General features: G+C 62.7%; 17 protein-coding genes and 1 pseudogene. 4 read left to right on the top strand and 14 right to left on the bottom strand.

The window, feature by feature from the left end:
- The first annotated feature begins 194 nt into the window (after positions 1-194).
- Positions 195-671 carry an Lrp/AsnC family transcriptional regulator gene (locus tag QA637_RS25545; RefSeq protein WP_136508554.1) on the top strand — a complete coding sequence of 159 codons (477 nt, stop codon included), beginning with the start codon at positions 195-197 and terminating at the stop codon, positions 669-671.
- A gap of 228 nt (positions 672-899) precedes the next feature.
- Here QA637_RS25545 and QA637_RS25540 read toward each other — a convergent pair whose 3' ends face one another.
- The 7 genes from QA637_RS25540 to QA637_RS25510 form a co-directional block, all read right to left on the bottom strand.
- Positions 900-2555, bottom strand: coding sequence for an ABC transporter ATP-binding protein (locus QA637_RS25540; RefSeq protein WP_283067348.1), 1656 nt, complete (start codon positions 2553-2555; stop codon positions 900-902).
- The gene (locus QA637_RS25535) at positions 2555-3418 is read right to left on the bottom strand and encodes an ABC transporter permease (RefSeq protein WP_283065502.1); all 864 of its coding nucleotides are present in this window, start codon (positions 3416-3418) and stop codon (positions 2555-2557) included. The genes QA637_RS25540 and QA637_RS25535 overlap by 1 nt, the downstream gene beginning before the upstream one ends.
- On the bottom strand, positions 3415-4365 hold the full coding sequence (locus QA637_RS25530; RefSeq protein ID WP_184108700.1) for an ABC transporter permease: 951 nt from the start codon (positions 4363-4365) through the stop codon (positions 3415-3417). The genes QA637_RS25535 and QA637_RS25530 overlap by 4 nt, the downstream gene beginning before the upstream one ends.
- A 92-nt stretch (positions 4366-4457) precedes the next feature.
- Complete coding sequence (locus QA637_RS25525; RefSeq protein ID WP_283065499.1) at positions 4458-6068, bottom strand: ABC transporter substrate-binding protein; 1611 nt, start codon at positions 6066-6068, stop codon at positions 4458-4460.
- 70 nt (positions 6069-6138) lie between these two features.
- Positions 6139-6852 (bottom strand): HAD-IA family hydrolase, encoded by a 714-nt coding sequence (locus QA637_RS25520; protein ID WP_283065498.1) that lies wholly within the window; start codon positions 6850-6852, stop codon positions 6139-6141.
- A 243-nt stretch (positions 6853-7095) separates the two neighbouring features.
- Positions 7096-8472: an aspartate aminotransferase family protein gene (locus tag QA637_RS25515; RefSeq protein ID WP_283065496.1), complete on the bottom strand. Its 1377-nt coding sequence runs from the start codon at positions 8470-8472 to the stop codon at positions 7096-7098.
- Positions 8473-8486: 14 nt separating this feature from the next.
- Complete coding sequence (locus QA637_RS25510) at positions 8487-9323, bottom strand: GNAT family N-acetyltransferase (RefSeq protein ID WP_283065494.1); 837 nt, start codon at positions 9321-9323, stop codon at positions 8487-8489.
- A gap of 317 nt (positions 9324-9640) precedes the next feature.
- On the opposite strand from QA637_RS25510, the gene QA637_RS25505 reads away from it, so the two are divergent.
- Together QA637_RS25505 and QA637_RS25500 are read left to right on the top strand one after the other, a co-directional pair.
- Positions 9641-10309 (top strand): haloacid dehalogenase type II, encoded by a 669-nt coding sequence (locus QA637_RS25505; RefSeq protein WP_283065493.1) that lies wholly within the window; start codon positions 9641-9643, stop codon positions 10307-10309.
- Positions 10310-10326: 17 nt separating this feature from the next.
- Positions 10327-11601 carry an NAD(P)/FAD-dependent oxidoreductase gene (locus QA637_RS25500; RefSeq protein WP_283065492.1) on the top strand — a complete coding sequence of 425 codons (1275 nt, stop codon included), beginning with the start codon at positions 10327-10329 and terminating at the stop codon, positions 11599-11601.
- A 272-nt stretch (positions 11602-11873) separates the two neighbouring features.
- Here the strand turns inward: QA637_RS25500 and QA637_RS25495 are convergent, their stop codons facing one another.
- From QA637_RS25495 to QA637_RS25485, 3 genes are read right to left on the bottom strand one after another with little or no spacing between them, the layout of a single operon-like run.
- A complete protein-coding gene (locus QA637_RS25495; RefSeq protein WP_283065490.1) occupies positions 11874-13325 on the bottom strand; it encodes an NAD-dependent succinate-semialdehyde dehydrogenase in 1452 nt (483 codons plus the stop codon).
- 13 nt (positions 13326-13338) lie between these two features.
- Positions 13339-14382: a tartrate dehydrogenase gene (locus QA637_RS25490; RefSeq protein WP_283065489.1), complete on the bottom strand. Its 1044-nt coding sequence runs from the start codon at positions 14380-14382 to the stop codon at positions 13339-13341.
- 9 nt (positions 14383-14391) lie between these two features.
- The gene (locus QA637_RS25485; protein WP_283065488.1) at positions 14392-15855 is read right to left on the bottom strand and encodes an aldehyde dehydrogenase family protein; all 1464 of its coding nucleotides are present in this window, start codon (positions 15853-15855) and stop codon (positions 14392-14394) included.
- Positions 15856-16221: 366 nt separating this feature from the next.
- Between QA637_RS25485 and QA637_RS25480 the strand changes: the two are divergent.
- Positions 16222-16788, top strand: a pseudogene (locus QA637_RS25480) (Vgb family protein); the annotation flags it as partial.
- An 86-nt stretch (positions 16789-16874) separates the two neighbouring features.
- On the opposite strand, the gene QA637_RS25475 reads toward QA637_RS25480, so the two are convergent.
- From QA637_RS25475 to QA637_RS25460, 4 genes are read right to left on the bottom strand one after another with little or no spacing between them, the layout of a single operon-like run.
- Positions 16875-17744, bottom strand: a complete 870-nt coding sequence (locus QA637_RS25475) for a glycerophosphodiester phosphodiesterase (RefSeq protein ID WP_283065486.1) — start codon at positions 17742-17744, stop codon at positions 16875-16877.
- Between the two features lie 40 nt (positions 17745-17784).
- Positions 17785-18849: an ABC transporter ATP-binding protein gene (locus QA637_RS25470; protein WP_283065485.1), complete on the bottom strand. Its 1065-nt coding sequence runs from the start codon at positions 18847-18849 to the stop codon at positions 17785-17787.
- Positions 18850-18854: 5 nt separating this feature from the next.
- Complete coding sequence (locus tag QA637_RS25465) at positions 18855-19922, bottom strand: carbohydrate ABC transporter permease (RefSeq protein ID WP_283065484.1); 1068 nt, start codon at positions 19920-19922, stop codon at positions 18855-18857.
- 1 nt (position 19923) lies between these two features.
- Positions 19924-20877 (bottom strand): carbohydrate ABC transporter permease, encoded by a 954-nt coding sequence (locus QA637_RS25460; RefSeq protein ID WP_283065483.1) that lies wholly within the window; start codon positions 20875-20877, stop codon positions 19924-19926.
- Positions 20878-20893 lie beyond the last annotated feature (16 nt).

Below are 20893 nucleotides of genomic sequence, written 5' to 3'. Positions count from 1 at the left end.
CGCAACGGCGTTGCCGGACTGCGACTGCGCGCAGCACAAGATTCCGTCTTGCGGGAGCAATGCCGCCCTTTCTGCTTTGGCCTATTGTGCCAAACGAAATCGACACGTCTCTCCAGTGTGTTAAGGTCATAGCTGGGAAAGTCGCAGCACAATCTGCTGTCCCGTTGGCCACTTAGCAAGGGGGAAGGCGCGCCATGAAACTCGACCGGATCGACATCAAGATTCTGTACGAACTGCAGAAGAATGGCCGCATCACCAATGTGGAACTCGCCGAATTGGTTAACCTGTCACCGAGTCCTTGCCTGATGCGGGTCAAGAAGCTGCAGTCGGAGGGCTATATCGAGGGCTACTCGGCGCAGATCAACGTCAGCAAGCTCGGGCAAACCCTTACGGTCTTCACCGAGATCACGCTGAAGAACCACCGGCAGATCGACTTCGCCCGGTTCCTGGCGGCGATAGACAAGGTCGATCAGGTGATCGAATGCCATCTGGTGTCCGGCGGCTACGACTATCTTCTGAAATTCGTCACGGCCGGGATCGGCGAATATCAGACGATCATGGAGCGCCTCACCGACATGGACGTGGGCATCGACAAATATTTCAGCTTCGTCGTGCTGAAGTCGCCGATCGTCAAGGCGCACATGCCGCTGACCAGCCTGTTCCGCATGTAGGTTTTTAGCTTCCTCACCTGCAGCGCCGCGCGTCTTATCAGACGCGCAAATGGCAGTGTAGCACTTTGAATTTCTGCATGTCGTTGTCCTTCAATCGAGGTCCAGGAGACATGCAGTAGCCTTCTCTCCGTTTTGCTTGTGCGGCTGCCGCGAGCCTCCTTCGCCCCGCTTGCGGGGAGAACGCGGCCGGCAGGCCGGATGAGGGGGCGTTCTGCTAAGCAATGCCGCTCAGCGTCGGCAATAGGCCCTGACCAATTCCGGATCCTGCTCGAGGCCATCGAGCCAGGCGGGATCGAGCTTCGGCACCGACGAGAAGAGCAACTGCGAATAAGGGTGGTGCGGCGCATTGACCTTGGCCGGAGTGATGTCCTCAACCTTTTTGCCGCCATACATCACGACGATTTCGTCGCAGATCGCCTCCACCACGGAGAGATCGTGGCTGATGAAGATGTAAGAGAGACCGAGCTCGCGCTGCAATTCTTTCAGCAGCTCGATGACGGCGGCGGCGACCACCGTGTCGAGCGCCGAGGTAATCTCGTCGCAAAGGATCAACTTCGGATCGGCGGCGAGCGCCCGGGCGAAGTTGACGCGCTGCTTTTGGCCGCCGGAAAGCTCGCCCGGCCGGCGATGACGGAGGTTGCGAGGCAGGCGCACCATGTCGAGCAGCTCGTCGATGCGTGCGTTGCGCGCCTTGGCATTCATCCCGTGATAGAAGGTAAGTGGCCGGGCTAATATGTCCTCGACGGATTTCGCCGGATTAAGCGCCGTATCGGCGTATTGGAAGACGATCTGCATTTCGCGTAGTTCATCGCGCGAGCGCTCGCGGGCGCTGCGACCGAGTTCCTTGCCGTCGAAGACGATCTTGCCGACGGCGGCCGGCAAGATGCCGGCGATGGTGCGAGCGAGCGTCGACTTGCCGCAACCGGACTCGCCGATGATACCGAGGTTGCGCCCTTTCTCCACCTTGAGACTGACATGCTCGACGGCGCGCACAAGCGGCAAGCCGTCGCTCTGGGACGGACCGTATCCCGCGACCAGGTTTTCGATCTTCAGAAGCGGAGCCGGGGCGGTCTCGGCTGTGTCGGCAGCCTCCCGGGGCTTTGGTTCAAAGGCGGAGAGGAGTTCGCGCGTGTAAGGGTGCTTGGCGTTCGAGAGGATTTCCTCGGTGGTGCCGACCTCCTGTACCTCGCCGCCCTTCAATACGATGATGCGGTCGGCGATCTGGGCGACCACCGCGAGGTCATGGGAGACATAGACGCCGGCAATGCCGCCCTTCTTCATCACCGACTTGAAGGCGCGCAGCACCTCGATCTGCGTCGTTACGTCGAGCGCCGTTGTCGGCTCGTCGAAGATGACGAGCTTAGGATCACCGATAAGCGCCATGGCCGCGGAAAGACGCTGCAGTTGCCCGCCGGAAACCTGGTGCGGATAGCGGCCTCCGATCGTCTCGGGCTCGGGCAGCGACAGCGCGCGGAATAGGCCGACGGCGCGGGAGCGCGCCTCGTCGGCCGCCATGAGCCCGTGGATACGGGTGACCTCGATCACCTGGTCCATGATCGTGGCGGCCGGATTGAATGCGGCGGCGGCGGATTGCGGAACATAGGTGACTTCGGTGCCGCGCACCCTCGCGCGCTGCTTTTCGCTGAGGGTCATCATATCCTTTCCAGCCACCGAGACGCTGCCGCCGGCAATGCGACAGCCCGGACGGGCATATCCCATCAGCGTCAGCGCTATCGTCGTCTTGCCCGAGCCGCTTTCGCCGATCAGCGCCACGATCTCGCCTTCGGCGATGTCGAGGCTGACGCCGTTGATGATCTCGACGCGGCGGCCGGAATCGGTGATGGCTTCGACCTTCAGGTCACGGATTTCTACGAGATTACCCATCATTCGCTCCGATCCCGGATCTTACGCGGCAGGTTGTCAATCAGGAGGTTCACGCTGATGGTGAGGCTGGCGATCGCAAAGGAGGGAGCCATCACCGCCGGTGCGCCAAAGGGAAGGCCGCCGATGTTCTCGCGCACGAGAGCCCCCCAGTCGGCATAGGGCGGCTGGACGCCAAGGCCGAGAAAGGAGAGGCCGGAGAGCAGGAGAACGATGAAGACGAAGCGGATGCCGAGGTCGGCAAGTACCGGCCCGACGATGTTCGGCAGGATTTCCGAGCGGATGAGATAAAGCGTGCTCTCGCCGCGGATCCGGGCGACGGTGATGAAATCCATCGCGTTGATATTTACGGCAAGCGCGCGGGCGAAGCGGTAGGCGCCTGGGATGTAGATCACCGACAGCGTCAGGATCAGCACCGGAATGGAGGAGCCGACGGCGGCGACCACCACAAGGCCGAAGAGCTTGCTCGGGATCGAGTTGAGGGCGTCGAGGAAGCGGCTCAGGACCGTGTCGAGCCACCCGCCGGCGACCGCTGCGATCATGCCGAGGACCACCCCGGTGAAACAGGCGATGGTGACTGCTGCAAGCGAGATGCCGACGGTGTAGCGGGCACCCATCAGAATCCGCGAAAACATATCGCGGCCGAGGTAATCGGAGCCGAGCCAGAAGTCGCGGCTCATCGGGCCGAAGTAATCGAGGTCAATGATTTCCCCGACCGGGTAGGGGATGATCAGCGGCGCGAAGATCGCGACGAGCGCCCAGCAAAGGATGATCGAAAGGCCGACCATCCCGACGATATTGAAGCGATAGCCGAGCCGGGTTCCGGAAATCCGGGCAGACTTGGTCTCAGAATGGGTCATTGTCATCGTAGCCTCGGATTGGAAAGGATGGCGATGATGTCCGCTGTCGTGATCAGGAGCAGGTAGCCGAGACAGAAGATCATCGCGCAGCTCTGGATCAGCGGCAGATCGCGCGTGGAGACAGCATCGACCATCAGCTTGGCAATACCGGGATAATTGAAGATCGTCTCGACGATAATGACGCCGCCGAGCAGATAGGAGAGCGAAAGCGCGACCGCATTGACAATCGGCCCCAGAGCATTTGGTAGCGCATGGCGAAACACCATGCGTGGCCGGGAGGCGCCCTTGAGCAGCGCCATCTCCACATAGGGCGTGTTGAGCGTCTCAATCACTGCCGCGCGCGTCATACGGATCATCTGAGCCGAGATGACGAAGGTGAGCGTGATCACCGGCATGGCATAGATGCGCAGAAGATCCGTGAGCGACGTCACCTCATTGGCGAAGGAGAGCGCCGGAAGCCATTTCAGATAGACGGCGAAGATCAGCACGGCTGAGGTCGCTATCATGAATTCCGGCACGGAGATGACGCCGATGGTCAACACGGTGACGATGCGGTCGTAGAGCGAGCCGCGCAGCATCGCTGCCGTGATGCCGAGCGTGAGTGCGATCGGCACGGAGAAGAGGGCGGTGACGCCGGCGAGCTGCAGCGTGTTAACAAGGCGCCCGCCAATCAGATCTGCGACCGGCATCTCGTTAGCATAGGATGTACCGAGGTCGCCTTGCAGCAAACCGACGATCCAGCGCAGGAAGCGGAAGATTGCCGGTTCATCGAGATGCATGGCCTGGCGCAGACCTTCGACGGCCTCCGGCGTGGCGGCCTGGCCGAGCAGGATCGACGCGGTATCTCCCGGCAGGAGTGTCGTCGCGAAGAAGACGGCGAAGGAAACGATCACCAAGGTGATCACGGCGATGAGCAATCTGCTCAGCACAAGGGATAGGACACGGTTGTTCACGGCGCTCCCTCTCGGCTTTCAGGACAGGTTTCGAACCATAATGCCGAGGGGCCGCAGCGATGCGGCTGCAGCCCCCAAGCCCAGTTGCTCAATCAGGCCTCGAGCCAGACATATTCCGCAAAAGCATAACCCATCTGCCCACCAAGCGGATTGGGTTCCAAGCCCTTGAGCTTGGCGGTGATCGCGTCGACGTTGGAGATATAGGCCGGAATGATGGTGCCGGCCTCGTTGGCGACCATTACCTGCATATCGTTGTAGATCGCCTTGCGCTTCTCCTGGTCGAGCGAGCCGCGCGCCTCGATCAGCATCTTATCGAATTTCTCCGATTTGTATTGGCTCTCGTTCCACGGAGCCTCCGAGGCGTAGAGCAGCGAGAACAGGATATCCGGCGTCGGACGCGGGTTGATATTGCCGAAGTGGACCGGCGCCTTCAGCCAGTAATTGTCCCAGTAACCGTCCGAGGGTACGCGCTGGACGTCGAGCTTCAGGCCGATCTCGGCCGCAGAGGCCTGGATGATCATTGCCATGTCGATCGCCGAGTTGGCCGCCTCAGATGCGATCACTGGGATCGACTGTCCCAGCACGCCGGCCTTCTCGAAGTGGAACTTCGCTTTCTCGGGATCAAAGGCGCGCGGCTTCAGGTCGGGATTGTGATAGAAGTTGGCCGGGGATACCGGCTGGTCGTTACCGACCTCGCCCAAGCCGCGCAGCGCCGATTTGACGATCTGCTCGCGGTTGACGAGGTACTTCATGCCCTCGACGAAGTCGCGCTTGCTGCCGGGTTCCATGTCCAACCGCATGTTGAGATTGGTGTAGTTGCCGGAGGTGGTCTTCGAGAGCACGAAGCCATCGCCCTGGCTCTCGACCAGGCGCATCGAACGCGGATTGATTGTGGCGGCCAAGTGGATATCACCGGACAGGAGCGCATTCACGCGCGAGCTGTCGTCGCTGATCGCGAAATACTCGAAGGAATCGACGTGCGGTCCGGACTTCCAATAGTTCTTGTTCTTGATACCAACGGAGCGCACGCCTGGCTCGAAGACCTCTCTTACGAAAGCGCCCGTGCCGTTCCCCTTGGAGAAGTCGGTGGTGCCGTCGGCGACGATCATGAAGTGGTGCATCGACAGGATGGTCGGCAGGTCTGCGTTCGGATTGGCAAGCGTGATCTCGACCGTCTGCTTGTCCACAGCCTTGAAGCCTGTCATCTGCGCGGCGATCTTTGCGACCTTCGATCCGACGGATGGATCGAGATGGCGCTTCAGCGAGAAGATCACGTCGTCTGCTGTTAGCGGCTTGCCATCATGGAAGGTGACGCCCTTCCTAAGCTTGACTGTCCAGGTCTTCGCATCTTTGGTATCGATCGCTTCGGCCAGCTCCATCTGCGGCGTACCGCTTTTATCGAGGAAGGTGAGGCGGTTATAGAAGGAGCAGCAGCGTACATAGTCGGTGGAGAGCGACGCCTTGGCCGGGTCGAGCGTGTCGGCGGTGGAGGATGACCAGCCGGCTGCCTTGAGCACGCCGCCGGAAACCGGTGTCGCCGCAACCGCATTACCGGCTCGGCCGAGCACGAGGGTGCCTGCGGAGAGGGCGACACCGCCGGCCAGCATCATCTGCAGCAGTTCGCGGCGGGTGGCGCCGCGACGGATGGCGTTTTCGACCATAGCGTCGTCGGATCTGGTCCAATTGGTGATCTTGTCGTTCATGTCATTCCCCTTTTCGTCTGTTGGCGGGCTGCCCGTCTTCCGTGGGCTTGGACCCGATCCGGTGAACTGGTCAGCTACGCGCGACGGCCACGGCATCGGCGAGGTCGGCCATGGAGGTGAAGTGGTAGTCGGGCTCGGTGAACTCGGCCGGCTCTATGGTGCCGCCGTAACCTTTCTGCGCGTGGCGTCGCTCGATCCAGCAGTTGGTCAGCCCAAGCTCCCGTGAAATGCCGATGTCGTGGTACTGGCTCTGGGCGACATGCAGGACATCGTCCTTCGAATTGCCTTCCGAGCCGATGAAGTCGAAAACCTTCTGAAAGAAGGCGGGATCAGGCTTTTCGGTGCCGGTATCGTCGGCGGTGAAGGCGGCGTAGAAGGGATCGCCCAGTTCCTTGGCGAAGAAATCGAAGGCCCAGCGGCGCGCATTGGTCATAGCGACAAGCCGGTAATCCTTCGCAAGGCGCGCCAGCGCTTCGGCGCTGTCTCCGAAGGCCCTCCAGTTCCCGGCGGAGTCCCTGAGACGCTCGCCATATTTCCGCTCGGTCGGAAGGCCGAGCTTCGGCGCGATTTCAAGATAGACGCGCACCAGATCGTCCGGGAATAGGTCGGCGTCCTTGGAGTAGCGCGCCGCGCGGTAGAGGCTGAGCGCCTCCTCGCCATCGATGGCGACACGGACCTCGGCGGCGATGCCGGCAAGGCAATCCTTGAGGCCGCCCTCGAAGTCGATCAGCGTGCCGACGACGTCGAACGTCATGTATTTGAATTCGGGAAGGCTCCTGTACACATCGATTCCCCAGTTTTTTCGCGTCCCAGGCCGGAACGCCGACTTCATCAAGAAGAATATTCTGTTCCCGTCGGCGGGATGTTTTCCCCCGCTCTTGCTGGAAAGGCCGCATATGCTGGGATCCGGCCGCTTCCTTGATTTGAGTTTGGCAGTTGTGCCGCGCTGGAGTCTCTGAAAGGGCACCGTGGCGCGGCACAAAATTTCGAATATGGCGGTTCCGCGATATATCGCGTCAGTCGTCCATCAGGCCCTCAAAGCCTGGCGAACATCCAGGTCTTCCAAGGTCTCGTCCAACGTTTGGCGGGTGCGCTCGACGGTTGCGTCGATCTCCGCTTCGGTGCAGCAGAGCGGCGGCGCGTAGCCCAGCACGCCATTGGCGAAGGCACGGATGACAAGGCCGTTTTCCCAGGCACGGTCGAAGATGCGGCGCGCCGGCTCCGCGGCTGCCGGCAAAGGGGTCTTCCTCACTTTGTCGACGACGAGCTCGACGGCGGCCAGCATGCCGCGGCCGCGCACATCGCCGACGAGCGGGTGGTCTCTCAGGCTTTCAAGGCCCTGCATCAGACGGGCACCGGCCTTCCGCCCGTTTTCCAGCAGACCGCCTTCGTAAAGCTTCAGCACTTCCAGGCCGACCGCCGCACTGACCGGATGAGCCGAATAGGTATAGCCGTGGCCGACGGCGGCAGCGCCGGCACCGTCGGCGATCGTCTGATAGACATGGTCGGCCATGAACACCGCGCCCATCGGAACATAGCCGGAGGTAAGCCCCTTCGCCGTGGCGATGAAATCCGGCACGATCTCGTCCTCCTCGCAGGCGAAGAGCGGGCCAGTGCGGCCGAAGCCAGTGATCACCTCGTCTGCAACGAACAGGATGCCGAGCTCGCGGCAGAGTTCGCGCATCGCCTTCATCCAGCCCTTGGGCGGCACCAGCACGCCGCCCGAGCCCTGGATCGGCTCGGCGTAGAAGGCGGCGACCCGTTCGGGGCCGATTTCCTCGACCTTGCGCCTCAGCGCGGCGAGCGAGGCGTCGATGATCGCCTGCGGAGCCTCACCCACCGGATTGCGGTAGGCATAATGCGACGGGATCTTGTGCTGCCAGTCGAAAGGAATGCCGAAGCCGGCATGGAAGGCCGGCAGCGCGGTCAGCCCGGCGCCGACCGTCGAGGAGCCGTGATAGCCCTGTTCGACCGAGATGAATTGATCGCGCTGCGGCTCGCCACGGGCAATCCAATAGTAGCGGATGAAGCGGATCGTACTGTCGACGGCATCGGAGCCGCCTAGCGTAAAATAGACATGGTTGAGATCGCCTGGCGCGCGTTCGGCGAGTTCCGAAGCGAGGCGGATTGCCGGCTCCGAACCGAGGCCGAAATAGGCCGTCGCGTAGGGCAGTTCACGCATCTGCTTTGCCGCCGCCTCGACGATGCTCTCATGTCCGTAGCCGGCATTGACGCACCAGAGGCCGGCGAAACCGTCGATCAGCTGCTTGCCCGAAGCGTCGGTAACCGTCGCGCCCTTGGCAGAGGCGAGCACGCGCACGCCGAGCTTTTCGTGGCTGCGATAGGAGGCGACCGGATGGATGAGGTGGGCGCGATCGAGTTCGATGAGAGAGTTGCTGTACATCAAAAATCTCCGGATCAGCCGAGCGCCTGGTTGGCGAGGGCAAAGGTGTTAGCGATGGGATCGGCGGATCGGCGGATCGGCGGCTTCATCATGGCGATGCCGCCGCCGACATGGGCCATTCCCAGTTCGGCAAGCCAGGGCGCGAGGCCGGTGGCGGCCGTGGTGTCCACTCTGAGGAACCGGCCAGGCCGTGCGGCAATGAAATGCGCGACAAGCGCCTTGGCATCATCAAGGTCGGCGGCAACGACCGGCCCGATGACCTCGCCGCGGCCAAACGGGCGTATCGCCGCGAAACCCGAGACACGGCCTTCACGGCGGCGGATGGCGAATTCACCGGCTCTGGCGAGATAAGCGACCAATCCTTTGCGGTCGGCGCCGAATGCGCGGCGGTCGAGCGCCGCGATAGCGTCGATGTCGGCAGCGGTTGCGCTCTCGATCCCCCGCGGCGCGGCGACGGCGCCGACCACACCCTGGTGCTGCAGCACGCGCCCGGTCTCCTGAAAGCCAAGTTTCTCATAGAGCGCCAACCCCTCGGCGGTCGCCACGAGCCGCAGCGGTCGATCGCCGGCGATCCGCAGCGCGGCGTCCATGAGCGTCCGGCCGAGACCGCGGCCGCGCATCGTCTCGTCGACGATGACCATATTGATCGTCGCGCAGTTCGCCTTATAGGGCGTGACGAGCACAGTGCCGACGACCCGGGCATCCTCGATAGCCACCACGCCTTCGCTCAAGGCGAGCGCCATCTGCCAATCCTCCAGGCGATGCGGCCAGCCGGCCTGCCGGGAGAGCCTGACGGCGGCTTCCAGATGCTCGGTACCGAAGGCAGTGATCTCGATCTGATTTGTCTGCATGTAGATGTCCTTCATTTCCTGCCCTGAAGTCTGCAGGAGTGGTGGCCGGCAGATCGTCTGAAGGCTGCGGCCCGCGCGATATCTTATAGCTTTGCTCTCGCGGGCTGCCGCATCTTATGCTGGCAGGCAGGAGCGGATGCGAAATGTGCGCGGCAAGAAGCAGGGCGGCGGGCAACGCTCGCAACCTTCTGCCAAAGCCGACTTTGGATACGATAGATTCTGCTTCGACCGTTGCGAAATCAGGTGAGCCGAGGAATGAGCTGGCGCCTATGATCTTACACGTAAACCCTGGTCCCGCTCTTTCAAGGATAGTTCACATGTCGACCTTCCGGCCGAAATACATCACCTTCGACTGCTATGGCACGCTGACCAACTTCCAGATGGCGGAAGCGGCGCGCGACCTCTACGGCGAACAACTCGACGAGCCGCGCATGGCGGAGTTCATCAAGAATTTCGCCGCCTATCGCCTCGACGAGATCCTCGGCGACTGGAAGCCCTATGCGGAGGTCGTGCACAATTCGCTCGAACGGACCTGCAAGCGCAATGGCATAAAATTCCGCGAGGAAGCGGCGCGCGTGGTCTATGAGCGCGTCCCGAGTTGGGGTCCGCATCCCGACGTGCCTGCCGGTCTCGCCAAGGTCGCAAAAGAGATTCCTCTGGTCATTCTCTCGAATGCGATGAACTCGCAGATCATGTCGAACGTCGAAAAGCTGGGCGCTCCCTTCCACGCCGTCTACACTGCCGAACAGGCCCAGGCTTACAAGCCGCGTTTCAAGGCGTTCGAATACATGCTCGACATGCTCGGCTGCGGTCCGGAGGACATTCTTCACTGCTCGTCCTCCTTCCGCTATGACCTGATGTCGGCGCATGACCTCGGCATCAAAAACAAGGTCTGGGTCAATCGCGGCCACGAGCCGGCCAATCCCTATTACGGCTACGTGGAGATCACCGGTATCTCCGGCCTGCCGGGCGTCGTCGGGCTCTAAGAGAAGGCGCGTTCGCCATGAAATTCCTGTCCTACTGGCACGACACCGCCCCGGCCTTTGCCGGGGCTGCCCAGGGTCCGGTCGGGGGCCATTACGACGTCGCAGTGATTGGCGGCGGCTTCACCGGCCTCGCTGCTGCTCGGCAGCTCGCCAAGGCTGGCGCCAAGGTCGTCGTGCTGGAGGCGGAGAGGGTTGGCTGGGGTGCCTCCGGCCGCAATGGCGGGCACCTCAACAACGGACTTGCGCATAGCTATCAGGCGGCCAAGGCGGAACTCGGCAAGGAACGGGCTATCGCCCTTTACAGGGCGCTCGACGACTCGATCGACACGATCGAGTCGTTGATCGCCGAGGAGGGAATCGACTGCAGTTTCCGGCGCGCCGGCAAACTGAAGCTCGCCTCGAAACCACAGCATTTCGACGCCATCGCCCGCAACTTCGAAGCCGTGCACGCGGAGGTCGACCCCGATACCGCGCTTCTCAGCGCCGACGACCTGAAGCAGGAAGTCGGCGCGCCTTTCTTCGGCGCCATGCTCTCGAAGAAGAGCGCGATGATGCATATGGGCCGCTATGTCGTCGGTCTCGCCGATGCGGCAACGCGCCACGGCGCGACGATCTTCGAGAGTGCCGCCGTCACGGAGCATCGGCAGACGGGCGGCCGGCACCATCTCAAGACCACGCGCGGCAGCGTCACCGCGGATGCGGTTCTTGTCGCCACCGGCGCCTATACGCCTTCGACCTTCGGTTATTTCCGCCGCCGCATCATCGCGGTCGGCAGCTTCATCATCGCCACCCGACCGCTGACAAAGGCGGAGATCGCAGCGACAATGCCGGGTAACCGCACCTGCGTCACGTCGATGAACATCGGCAATTATTTCAGGCTTTCACCCGACAAGCGGCTGATCTTCGGTGGCCGCGCCCGCTTCTCGGCGACATCCGACCAGCGCTCGGACGCGAAAAGTGGCGCGATCCTCACGGCGAGTCTTGCCGAGATCTTTCCGCAGCTCGCCAATACCGAGATCGACTATTGCTGGGGCGGTCTCGTCGACATGACCAAGGACCGCTTCCCCCGCGCCGGCTATCACGATGGCGTCTGGTACGCCATGGGCTATTCCGGCCACGGCGCGCAGCTTTCGACGCATCTCGGGATGATCATTGCGGACGCGATCCTCGACCGGCCGGACCGCAATCCGCTAAGAGGTCTCGAATGGCCGGCTGTGCCAGGGCATTTCGGCAAGCCCTGGTTCCTGCCGCTCGTCGGCATGTATTACAAGATGCTGGACAGGATCCAGTAGCTACCGCGAGGGGCATATCCGCATGCGCTTTCCCGGCACATGTTCACGCCTTCTGGATTACCCCTGAAGATGCCTATGCCAGATCACGCAGACTCCTCAGTGAGTTTAAACCATCACCCTTGCTTTACCTACCCGCACAGGCGCTACAACCAGTCTAGAGACGCCCGGCCGACAAACGAATGCCGGGCAGTGTTCGACCGCCCGGCAGGATCATCATGCTGACACTGGTAGATGTCGGCAGACGGGTGAGGCGATGCGCCGAGAACCGACGGCTATCCCAGCCCGCCGATATGAAAGCTCTTCATCTCGAGATATTCCTCAATACCGACCTGGGCGCCCTCGCGGCCGAGGCCGGATTGCTTGACGCCGCCAAAGGGGGCGACTTCGGTGGAGATGGCGCCGGTGTTGAGTCCGATCATGCCGAACTCCAGCGCTTCCCCGACGCGCCAGGCGCGCTTCAGGCTTTCCGTGTAGAAATAGGCAGCTAGGCCGAAGGGCGTGTCGTTGGCGATCGCGATCGCCTCCTCTTCCGCCTCGAAACGGAAGAGCGGAGCAACAGGGCCGAAGGTCTCTTCGCTGGCGAGCAGCATGTCGGTAGTGGCACCCGTCAGCACGATCGGGGCGGCGTATTGCCGACCCTCCGGTGACCTGCCTTTCGCCGCAACCTTAGCCCCCTTGGCAAGCGCGTCCTCGACATGGCGGTTTATCTTTTCGATCGCCGCTTCGTTGATCATCGGGCCGATCGCCATGCCGGGCTCGGTGCCTGGACCGACCTTCATGGCGTTGACGCGGACGCCAAGCTTCTCTGCGAAGGCGTCGTAGACTCCGGCCTGCACCAGGATACGGTTGGCGCAGACGCAGGTCTGGCCGCCATTGCGGAACTTCGAGGCGATCGCGCCTTCAACAGCGAGATCGAGATCGGCGTCATCGAAGACGATAAAGGGGGCATTGCCGCCGAGTTCGAGGGAGAGCCGCTTGACGCTGTCTGCGGCACCGCGCATCAGCAGCGAGCCAACGCGCGTCGAGCCGGTAAACGAGATCTTGCGCACCGTCTCGTTCGCCATGAACTCGTTACCAATCGCCGTTGGCATACCGGTGACGATGTTGATGACGCCGGCCGGAATACCGGCACGCTCGGCGAGCACGCCGAGGGCGACCGCAGAAAAGGGTGTGAATTCCGAAGGCTTGATGACAACCGTACAGCCTGCGGCCAATGCGGGTGCCACCTTGCGGGTGATCATCGCGTTCGGGAAATTCCAAGGCGTGACGATGGCGCAGACGCCGACCGCTTCTTTGAGCACGACGATGCGGCGGTCCGGCGTCGGCGAGGGGATGGTGTGTCCGCCGATGCGGCGCGCTTCCTCGGCGAACCATTTGACGAAGGCAGCCCCGTAGCGGATCTCGCCGCGTGCCTCGTCGAGCGGCTTACCCTGCTCCAAGGTCAGCAGCAGCGCCAGGTCCTCGAGTTTTTCGATCATCAGCGCGTACCAGCGCTCCAGTAGCGCGGCGCGCTCGGCATGCGTCTTCTTCTTCCAGGGCCCGAAAGCGGCACTGGCAACGTCGATCGCCGCCCGGGTCTCGGCCGTTCCCATGTCCGGCACGGTACCGAGGACGGCCTGGCTGGCCGGATCTATGACCTCGACGACGTCGCCTGATGCCGCGCCGATCCACTCACCGCCGATCAGGCCCGATTGCCGGAAAAGTTCCTTATCCTTCAACTTCATCTGCTGTTCCTCCTCAGTCGAGCGCGGCAAGTACCGCCGCCGCGATGGTTTCGGTTCTGTCTCTCCCCGGCACCGTGCCGATGCCGCGGGTCGTCGTTCTTTCGAGCGCGGCCATGACCCTTCGCGAGGCATCTTGTTGTCCGAGATGGTCGATCATCATGGCGCCGGACCAAATGGCAGCGATGGGGTTTGCGATCCCAAGATGGGCGATGTCCGGAGCGGAGCCGTGCACCGGCTCGAACATCGAAGGGGCACTCCTGTCGGGATTGATGTTTGCGGAGGCGGCAAAACCCAAGCCGCCCTGAATGGCAGCGCCAAGATCGGTCAGGGTGTCTCCGAAGAGGTTCGAGGCGACCACGACATCGAGTGTCTCGGGCGCCATCACCATGCGCGCGGCCATGGCGTCGATGTGATAGCTCGTCACCTCGACATCCGCGTATTCGGCAGCGAGCTCTCGCGTAATCTCATCCCAGAACACCATGGAGAATTTCTGGGCGTTGGATTTGGTCACCGAAGCGAGCTTGCCGCGACGTTGACGCGCCTGCTCGAAGCCGAAGCGCAGGATCCGCTCGACGCCCGCACGGGTGAAGATCGAGGCCTCAACCGCGACCTCGTCGGCCGTTCCCTGATGCACGCGGCCGCCGGCTCCGGAATATTCACCCTCGGTATTCTCGCGAATGCAGAGTATGTCGAAGGCTTCGGCCTTCAGCGGCCCCTGCACACCCGGCAGAAGCCGGTGCGGGCGAATATTGGCATATTGCATGAAGGCCTTGCGGATCGGCAGCAGCAGCCCGTGCAGCGAAACGGAATCCGGCACTTCGGCGGGCCAGCCCACGGCTCCGAGCAGAATCGCGTCAAAGCGGCGAAGCGTCTCGAGGCCGTCCTCCGGCATCATCGCGCCGGTCTCCTTGTAGAAGGCGCAGGACCACGGAAAGGGCGTACTGGTGAGCGTGAACCCGGAGTGCCTGGCGACGGTGGACAGAACCTGCCAGGCCGCATCGGTCACGTCCTGGCCGATTCCGTCGCCGGGGATGAGTGCGATCGAATAGGATTTCATTGAAGCTCCCTAGAGGCTGATGAGCACGCTCTTGCTCTTGCGGTTGGCATGGTACGCCTCGCGGCCGAGATCCTTACCGATGCCGGAGCGCTTGTAGCCGCCGGTCGGCAGGATGTGGTCGCGCGAGCGGCTGTAGCGGTTGACCCAGACGGTGCCGGCCTCAAGCCGCTGCGTCAGCCGCAGGGCGCGCGACAGGTTGCGGGTGAAGAGGCCGGCGGCAAGACCGTAGGTCGGGTGATCGGCGAGAGCGAGCGCCTCATCCTCGTCGGCGAAGGTCTGCAGGGTGAGGACCGGCCCGAAGATTTCCTCGGTAATCGCTGGCGAGGAGCTGTCGCGCACGGCGATCAGCGTCGGTTGATAGAAATAGCCTGGCGCATCCATTGGGGCGCCTCCGAACAGGCATTCGCCGCCCGCTGCGACGGCCGCCTCGACGATGCCGTGGATGCGGTTTAACTGGCGCTTCGAGATGATCGGCGAGTATTCGCTCGCCTCGTCCCAGGTCGGCCCTGGCCTCGCAGCGTTCATGCGCGTGACGATCGCCTCGGCGAGTGGGGTGGCGATGCTTTCCTCCACGATCAGGCGGGAGCCGGCGACGCAGGCCTGGCCAGCATTCGAAAGCATGCTCTGGGCGATCGCCGCCGCCGCCTTTTCGAGATCCGCATCGGCGAAGACCAGTTGTGGGCTCTTGCCGCCGAGCTCCAGCGTCATCGGCTTGATGCCGGTGCGCGCAATGTTGGCCATGATGACAGAGCCTGCGCCGGTCGAGCCGGTGAAGCTCACCTTGGCGATGTCCGGGTGACCGGTGATGGCATTGCCGGTGACTGCTCCGTCGCCGAGCACGATATTTATGAGGCCGGCTGGCAGGCCGGCGCGGTTCGCGAGTTCGGCGAGATAGACGGTCGAAAACGGCGTCATTTCCGAGGGTTTCAGCACCACCGCATTGCCGGCCGCGAGCGCGGGACCGAGCTTCCAGGCGGCCATGGAAACGGGAAAGTTCCAGGGCGTGATGGCACCGACGACGCCATAGGGCTCGGTCATGATCATGCCGAGGCTGGCGTCGTCGGTCGGCACGAGATTGCTTCCTTCTTTGTCGGCGAATTCCGCGAAGAAGCGAATCTGCTCGGCGCTGACAGCAATGTCGCCGGCGACGAGATGACCAACGGGCCGGGTTGAGGAAAGCGCCTCGAGCCTGGCGAGGGTTTCCGCCTCGCTTTCGATCAGGTCTGCCCAGCGCTGCAGCACGACTGTGCGCTCGCGCGGCCGTACGCCGCCCCAGTTGCTCGCCTTGAGCGCCTTCTTGGCAGTTGCGACGGCGCGGTCGACGAGCACCTCATCTGCAAGCGGGCAGCCTGCGTAAGGCTTGCCATCGGAGGGGCGTTGCATGTCGATGACACCTTCGGCCGGCACCAGTCGACCGCCGATGAAGTGCCCGATGGGCAAGGAGAGACTGTCCGGATCAAAGCTGAGTGTCATCGCGCGTCCTCGGCATGGGCTTGAACCCAACGCTAGTGGAGGAACGCGAGCAGCATGCATCGAGTGTTGATGCCGAGGCGGCGGAAAATTATGTTTTTGGCGGCATGGCAGCCAAATCTTCGGTGGTCACTCGGACGCCAGCCGTGCGACGGGTCGGCAAAGGTGGAGGCGATCCGAGGAGGGCGCGAGGAAGAGAAAGCTCCGCCGCGCTGGCCGGCAGCAGAGAGACGTCAGATAATCCAGCGGAGACGGCGCGGCCGGCGATGACACGCCCGAAGACCAGAGAGCGTGCCATCTTCATCATAATGTACTGAGAATAGCTCGTGCGCGACCTGGAAGACGATCGGTCGCGCGGCATCGGCGTTCTGGTTCACGGGACAGAACGGAATATACGGGAGGCTCGATCCCGCGACGGGCGACATGAAACTCTTCGAGGCTCCGGAGGGGCGCGGTCCGTACGGCATTGCTGCGACCCCGGACGGAGAAGTCTATTTCGTGTCGCTGGCCGGCAGTTATTTGGCAAGGATCGACCGCGATGGGGCGAAGCCGAAGTGATCGAGCCCCCGACCAAGAACCAAGGCGCGCGCCGCGTCTGGTCAGACAGCCAGGGGCGGCTCTGGATCTCCGAATGGAACTCGGGGCAGGTGTCAATGTATGATCCGCGCGACAGGAGCTGGAACGCCTGGCGGGTGCCGGGCGACAATCCGCGCGTCTACGCGGTCTATGTGGACGAGCGCGATGTTGTCTGGCTCTCGGATTTTGGCGGGAATGCGATCCACGCTTTCGATCCACGTACAGAGAAATTCACCACCTTTCCCCAAGTCTCAGGAAGGCGCCGATGTCCGCCAGATAAACGGCCGGAAGGGAGAGGTCTGGCTACCCGAGTCCGGCGCCGACCGATTGGTCGTGATCCGCACCGATCGGACCGAGTGACGTTTGCGACCACAACTGCAGCACTTCTTGTCTCGGCAGTCGATTGAGACCCCGCGTAAGAGGCACCCAGGCGGGCGGCATCCGCGTCAACACGATCGAATTAGGCGGAAGATTTCGCTCGGAGCATCCGTCGTGATCTGACGCACTTTCGCTTCCACGAGCGTACGCAGCGTGGCGTCGCTGATGGCCGGACCGGGGTTGACCGTCCAGGCATCTGTCTCGATCCCGAGGTCCAACAGGCGCTGAACGAGCGGGAAGCCTTGGGTTTCCGCGGCAACAATGGCGTCGAACCGGAGATAGGCGAGGCTCACGCCGGTCCTGTGCCGTTCCATGTGGCGCAGGAGCCGCTCCGGGTCGCGGAGAGCCGGTTGGCGGGACACCGCCAACATCGGGTCGTAGCCGAGCCGGGCGCCGGGAATGGCGGCGACGAGGCGACGTGCCTCATCGAGATGATGCGACCCGACGACGATGGCATCCGCCAGCCCGGCGACGGCGGCTGCCGCATCCGCGACCGCCGAATCCGGAAGCGCGTGCCGTTCGAGCAGCTTGAGGTCGAGCTGAAGGTTTGCCGACGGCGCTCTCGGCAGCCGTCGCAGCGGAACCACCAGTTCGGCGAGCGATAGCACCGGCGCATCGGGGTCGGGGTCGCCGTCGGCATCCCGGTGGAAAAGCCCGCTCATCGATGCGATCGGCGTGCGCGAAACATGTCCGCGGCCGGTCGTCGAAGGGCCGAGTGTCGGATCGTGAAGGACGGCGAAGCGGTCATCGGCGGTGGCGAGCATGTCGATCTCGAGGCTCGCGCCGAGCTGCCAGCCGAGGGCGAGATTGGAGCGTATGAAGGGCGCTTGGGTGGGCTGCCTGCGCAGCTTGTGCCACTTGAGCCGGATAGGGCCGTAAGGGCCCTCGACCGCCACCGGCGTGGTCGGTGTCCGATTGTTTATATCAAAGGCTGTCACCGTGCGTCCTTCTCCTTCGAGCGGCTGCCGCTCGATTCTGTCAAATGGGTGCACGGACATGCGCGCCGGCGATGAGTTTTTGTCCCTTCGTCTCGAAGACGAGCGAATTCTCGGGCTGAAAACCGATCCGTACCTTTTCGCCTGTCGAGTGCCCGGCCGCGGAACCCTGTTCGAGCACGCGAACGGCGCCCATGCCGGTCTCGACGACATAAAGGATCTCGCGGCCCATCGGCTCGATCTGGGCGATACGGCCGGCAAAGCCGGTGTTGCCAAATCTGAGGTGTTCCGGCCGCAGCCCGACAGTCACCGACCCTAATGCGCCCTCGACCGGAAATCTGACGTCATTCACGGTGACCGTTCCGCCATCGGCTTCGCCGGCAATGAGGTTGATGGGCGGGGAGCCGATGAAGCTGGCGACGAACAGGCTCGATGGCTTGAGATAGAGGTCGTCCGGCGTCCCGACTTGCTCGATCCGGCCGGCGCGCATGCAGATGATGCGATCGGCCATCGTCGTCGCCTCGATCTGATCATGCGTAACGAGGACGGTCGTGACGCCGAGCTGCGCATGCAGCGATTTGATCTCGGTCCGCATCGAAAGGCGGAGCGAAGCGTCGAGATTGGAGAGCGGCTCGTCAAGGAGCAGAAGCTTAGGCTCCTTCACCAGGGCGCGCGCAAGGGCGACGCGCTGCTGCTGACCGCCGGAAAGCTCGCTGGGGCGACGGTCCAACAGTTCCTCGACCCGGACAAGGTCCGCGGCGGCCTTCACCCGGGCAAGCGCTTCGTCGCGCGGCGTTTTCTTGAAGCGCAGCGGAAACAGGATGTTGTCGCGTACGCTCATGTGCGGGTAGAGTGCGTAGGATTGAAAGACGATGCCGACATTGCGGTCGCGTGCCTCTACCTCGTTAACCACATGCCCGTCGAAGAGGAGCTCGCCGCCGCTTGGAAGATAGATGCCCGCGAGCATGAACAGGCTCGTTGACTTGCCGCAGCCGGAGGGGCCGAGAAGCGCGACGAATTCGCCGTCCTCTATGACGAGGTTCATATCCGGGATCACCTCGACCGCGCCGAAGCGCTTCACCACGTTGCGGAACTCAATCTTCGCCATCGTCGTCAGCCCTTCACGCCGCCGATCGACATCTGCATGAGATAGCGCTGCGCGGCCATATAAAGGATGAGACTCGGGACAAGGTAGAAGACGCCGACCGCAGAGACGACGCCATAGTCGACGCCCATGACATCATCGCGCACCCAGTACATGTAAAGGCTCATCGTCCAATTGCTGTTCCTGATCAGGAACGTGAACACGAAGATGTACTCTTCCCACCCGCGGATGAAGGTGAAGACTGCGATAGCAAGGATACCGTTCCTCACCTGCGGCAGCACCACGCTCACAAATGCCTGCCGCCGTGACGCGCCGTCGGTCAGCGCGCTCATCTCGATGTCCCACGGCACGGCGTCGAAGAAGCCCTTCATGATGAAAATCGCAAATGGCAGCTCGAATGCGACAAGCACAATTATGACGCCGGAAAGCGTGTCGAGGAGCCCGATCCAGTAAAGCATCAGGAACATCGGTACGATCAGCGTTAGCACGGGGAATGCGTGGAGCACCAGGAGCGAGCGCAGCATCGAGGAGCGGCCGGGGAACTGAAAGCGCGACAAGTAGTAGGCTGCCAACGAGGCGACGGTAACGACGATTGTCGTCTGCGCGCCGGCGATCAGGATCGAGTTGCCGAAGGCATGCCAGACGTTGGGAAACTGGACCGCTCCTTTGACTTCCCCGATCCGCGACCGCACGACCGAAGCGAAGTCCGGTTCCCACAGGAAGATGAAATTCCCGAGGTGGAGGTCGGGGCCGACCAGCAGGGCGAAGGCGACGATAGCGATTGCCGCGACTGCGGCAAGGCCGACCCACAACTGGCGCCGGCTTTGCGCGAGCGCGGCCGTGAGCCAGAAGGCGACGACGGCGGGAATGACCACGGCCATCGAGCGCCACAGAACCGCCGTGTCGGCGACGCCGGTTTTGGCCGAGAAGGCGATGGTGACGAGCCAGAAATAGGGGAGGATGATCGGCAGGGACACGGCGATCAGGAAGGCATAGAGGACGACCGCCTTGGTGCGTCGGGCGGTCCGCGCCCGCGCGGCCAATGCATCCCAATCGATCGCTGCTTGCGCCGCCATCTCAATGCACCTCGATACGCGGCCGCTGCAGCAGGCGCTCCATGTCGAAGAAGCGCCAGCCTATGAGCGCGACGACGACGCCAATCACGATGAGAAAGAGCGCCAGCGCGGCTCCGTAGCCGTATTGGCCGCTCTCGAAGGCGCGACGGTACACGTAGAGCGCATAGACAGTGGTGTCGTAAAATGGACCGCCCTTGGTGAGCAGCAGGATGTATTCGAAGCTGACCAGCAGCGAGAGCGTTTGATAGATCGTGACGAAGCTGATCGGCCAACGCAACGCCGGCAGGGTGATGAAGCGGACCCTTGCGAACGTTCCGGCGCCGTCCACCGCCGCGGCGTGGAACAGGTGCTCGGGGATTCCGCGGATCGCGGCGGTGAATATGATCATGCCCATCGAAGCGCCGATGAAGCCGTTCGAGATGATGATGAGCGCAATCGGCGCCGAGGTCAGAAGGTCGAGCGGCGCGTCGAGGCCGAACGCCTGCATGAGCACCTGGTTTACGAGGCCGGCTTCGGTGGGGCTCACCGCCCACAGCCAGAGTAGGATGTAGAGGACCGACGGGCTCATCCGCGGCAGCAGCCACACACCTCGGAAGAAACTGCCGGAAATATTCCTGATCGCGGTGGTGGTGATGGCGAGGATCAGGCCAAAGGTCACGTTGAAGATCGCCAGCGTGCCGAAGACATAGACGAACGTTAGTCCGATGACCTGTGACAAGCGGCGATCGGTTCTAAAAACCTTCTCGTACTGCTCCATGGTGAACTCGCTGATGCGGAGCGAGCGGCTGAGGTCGGTGAACGACACAGTGATGTCGATGATCACTGGGACGAGAAAGAAGAGGACTGTGAGGACGATCGCGGGACCGAGAAAGAGCACGAAGTTCGTGCGCCTGCGGACCGCCGATCCCGCACGGCCGCGTCGCTCGATCGTGAGTTCATCTCTTATCGTCGTCATCGTTTGTCCCGCACGG

The organism is Sinorhizobium terangae (genome assembly GCF_029714365.1).
In the GTDB taxonomy this organism is placed as follows: Bacteria; Pseudomonadota; Alphaproteobacteria; order Rhizobiales; family Rhizobiaceae; genus Sinorhizobium; species Sinorhizobium terangae.
The sequence above is the reverse complement of the archived record's forward strand: the minus strand, read 5'-3'. Positions and strand labels throughout refer to the sequence as shown.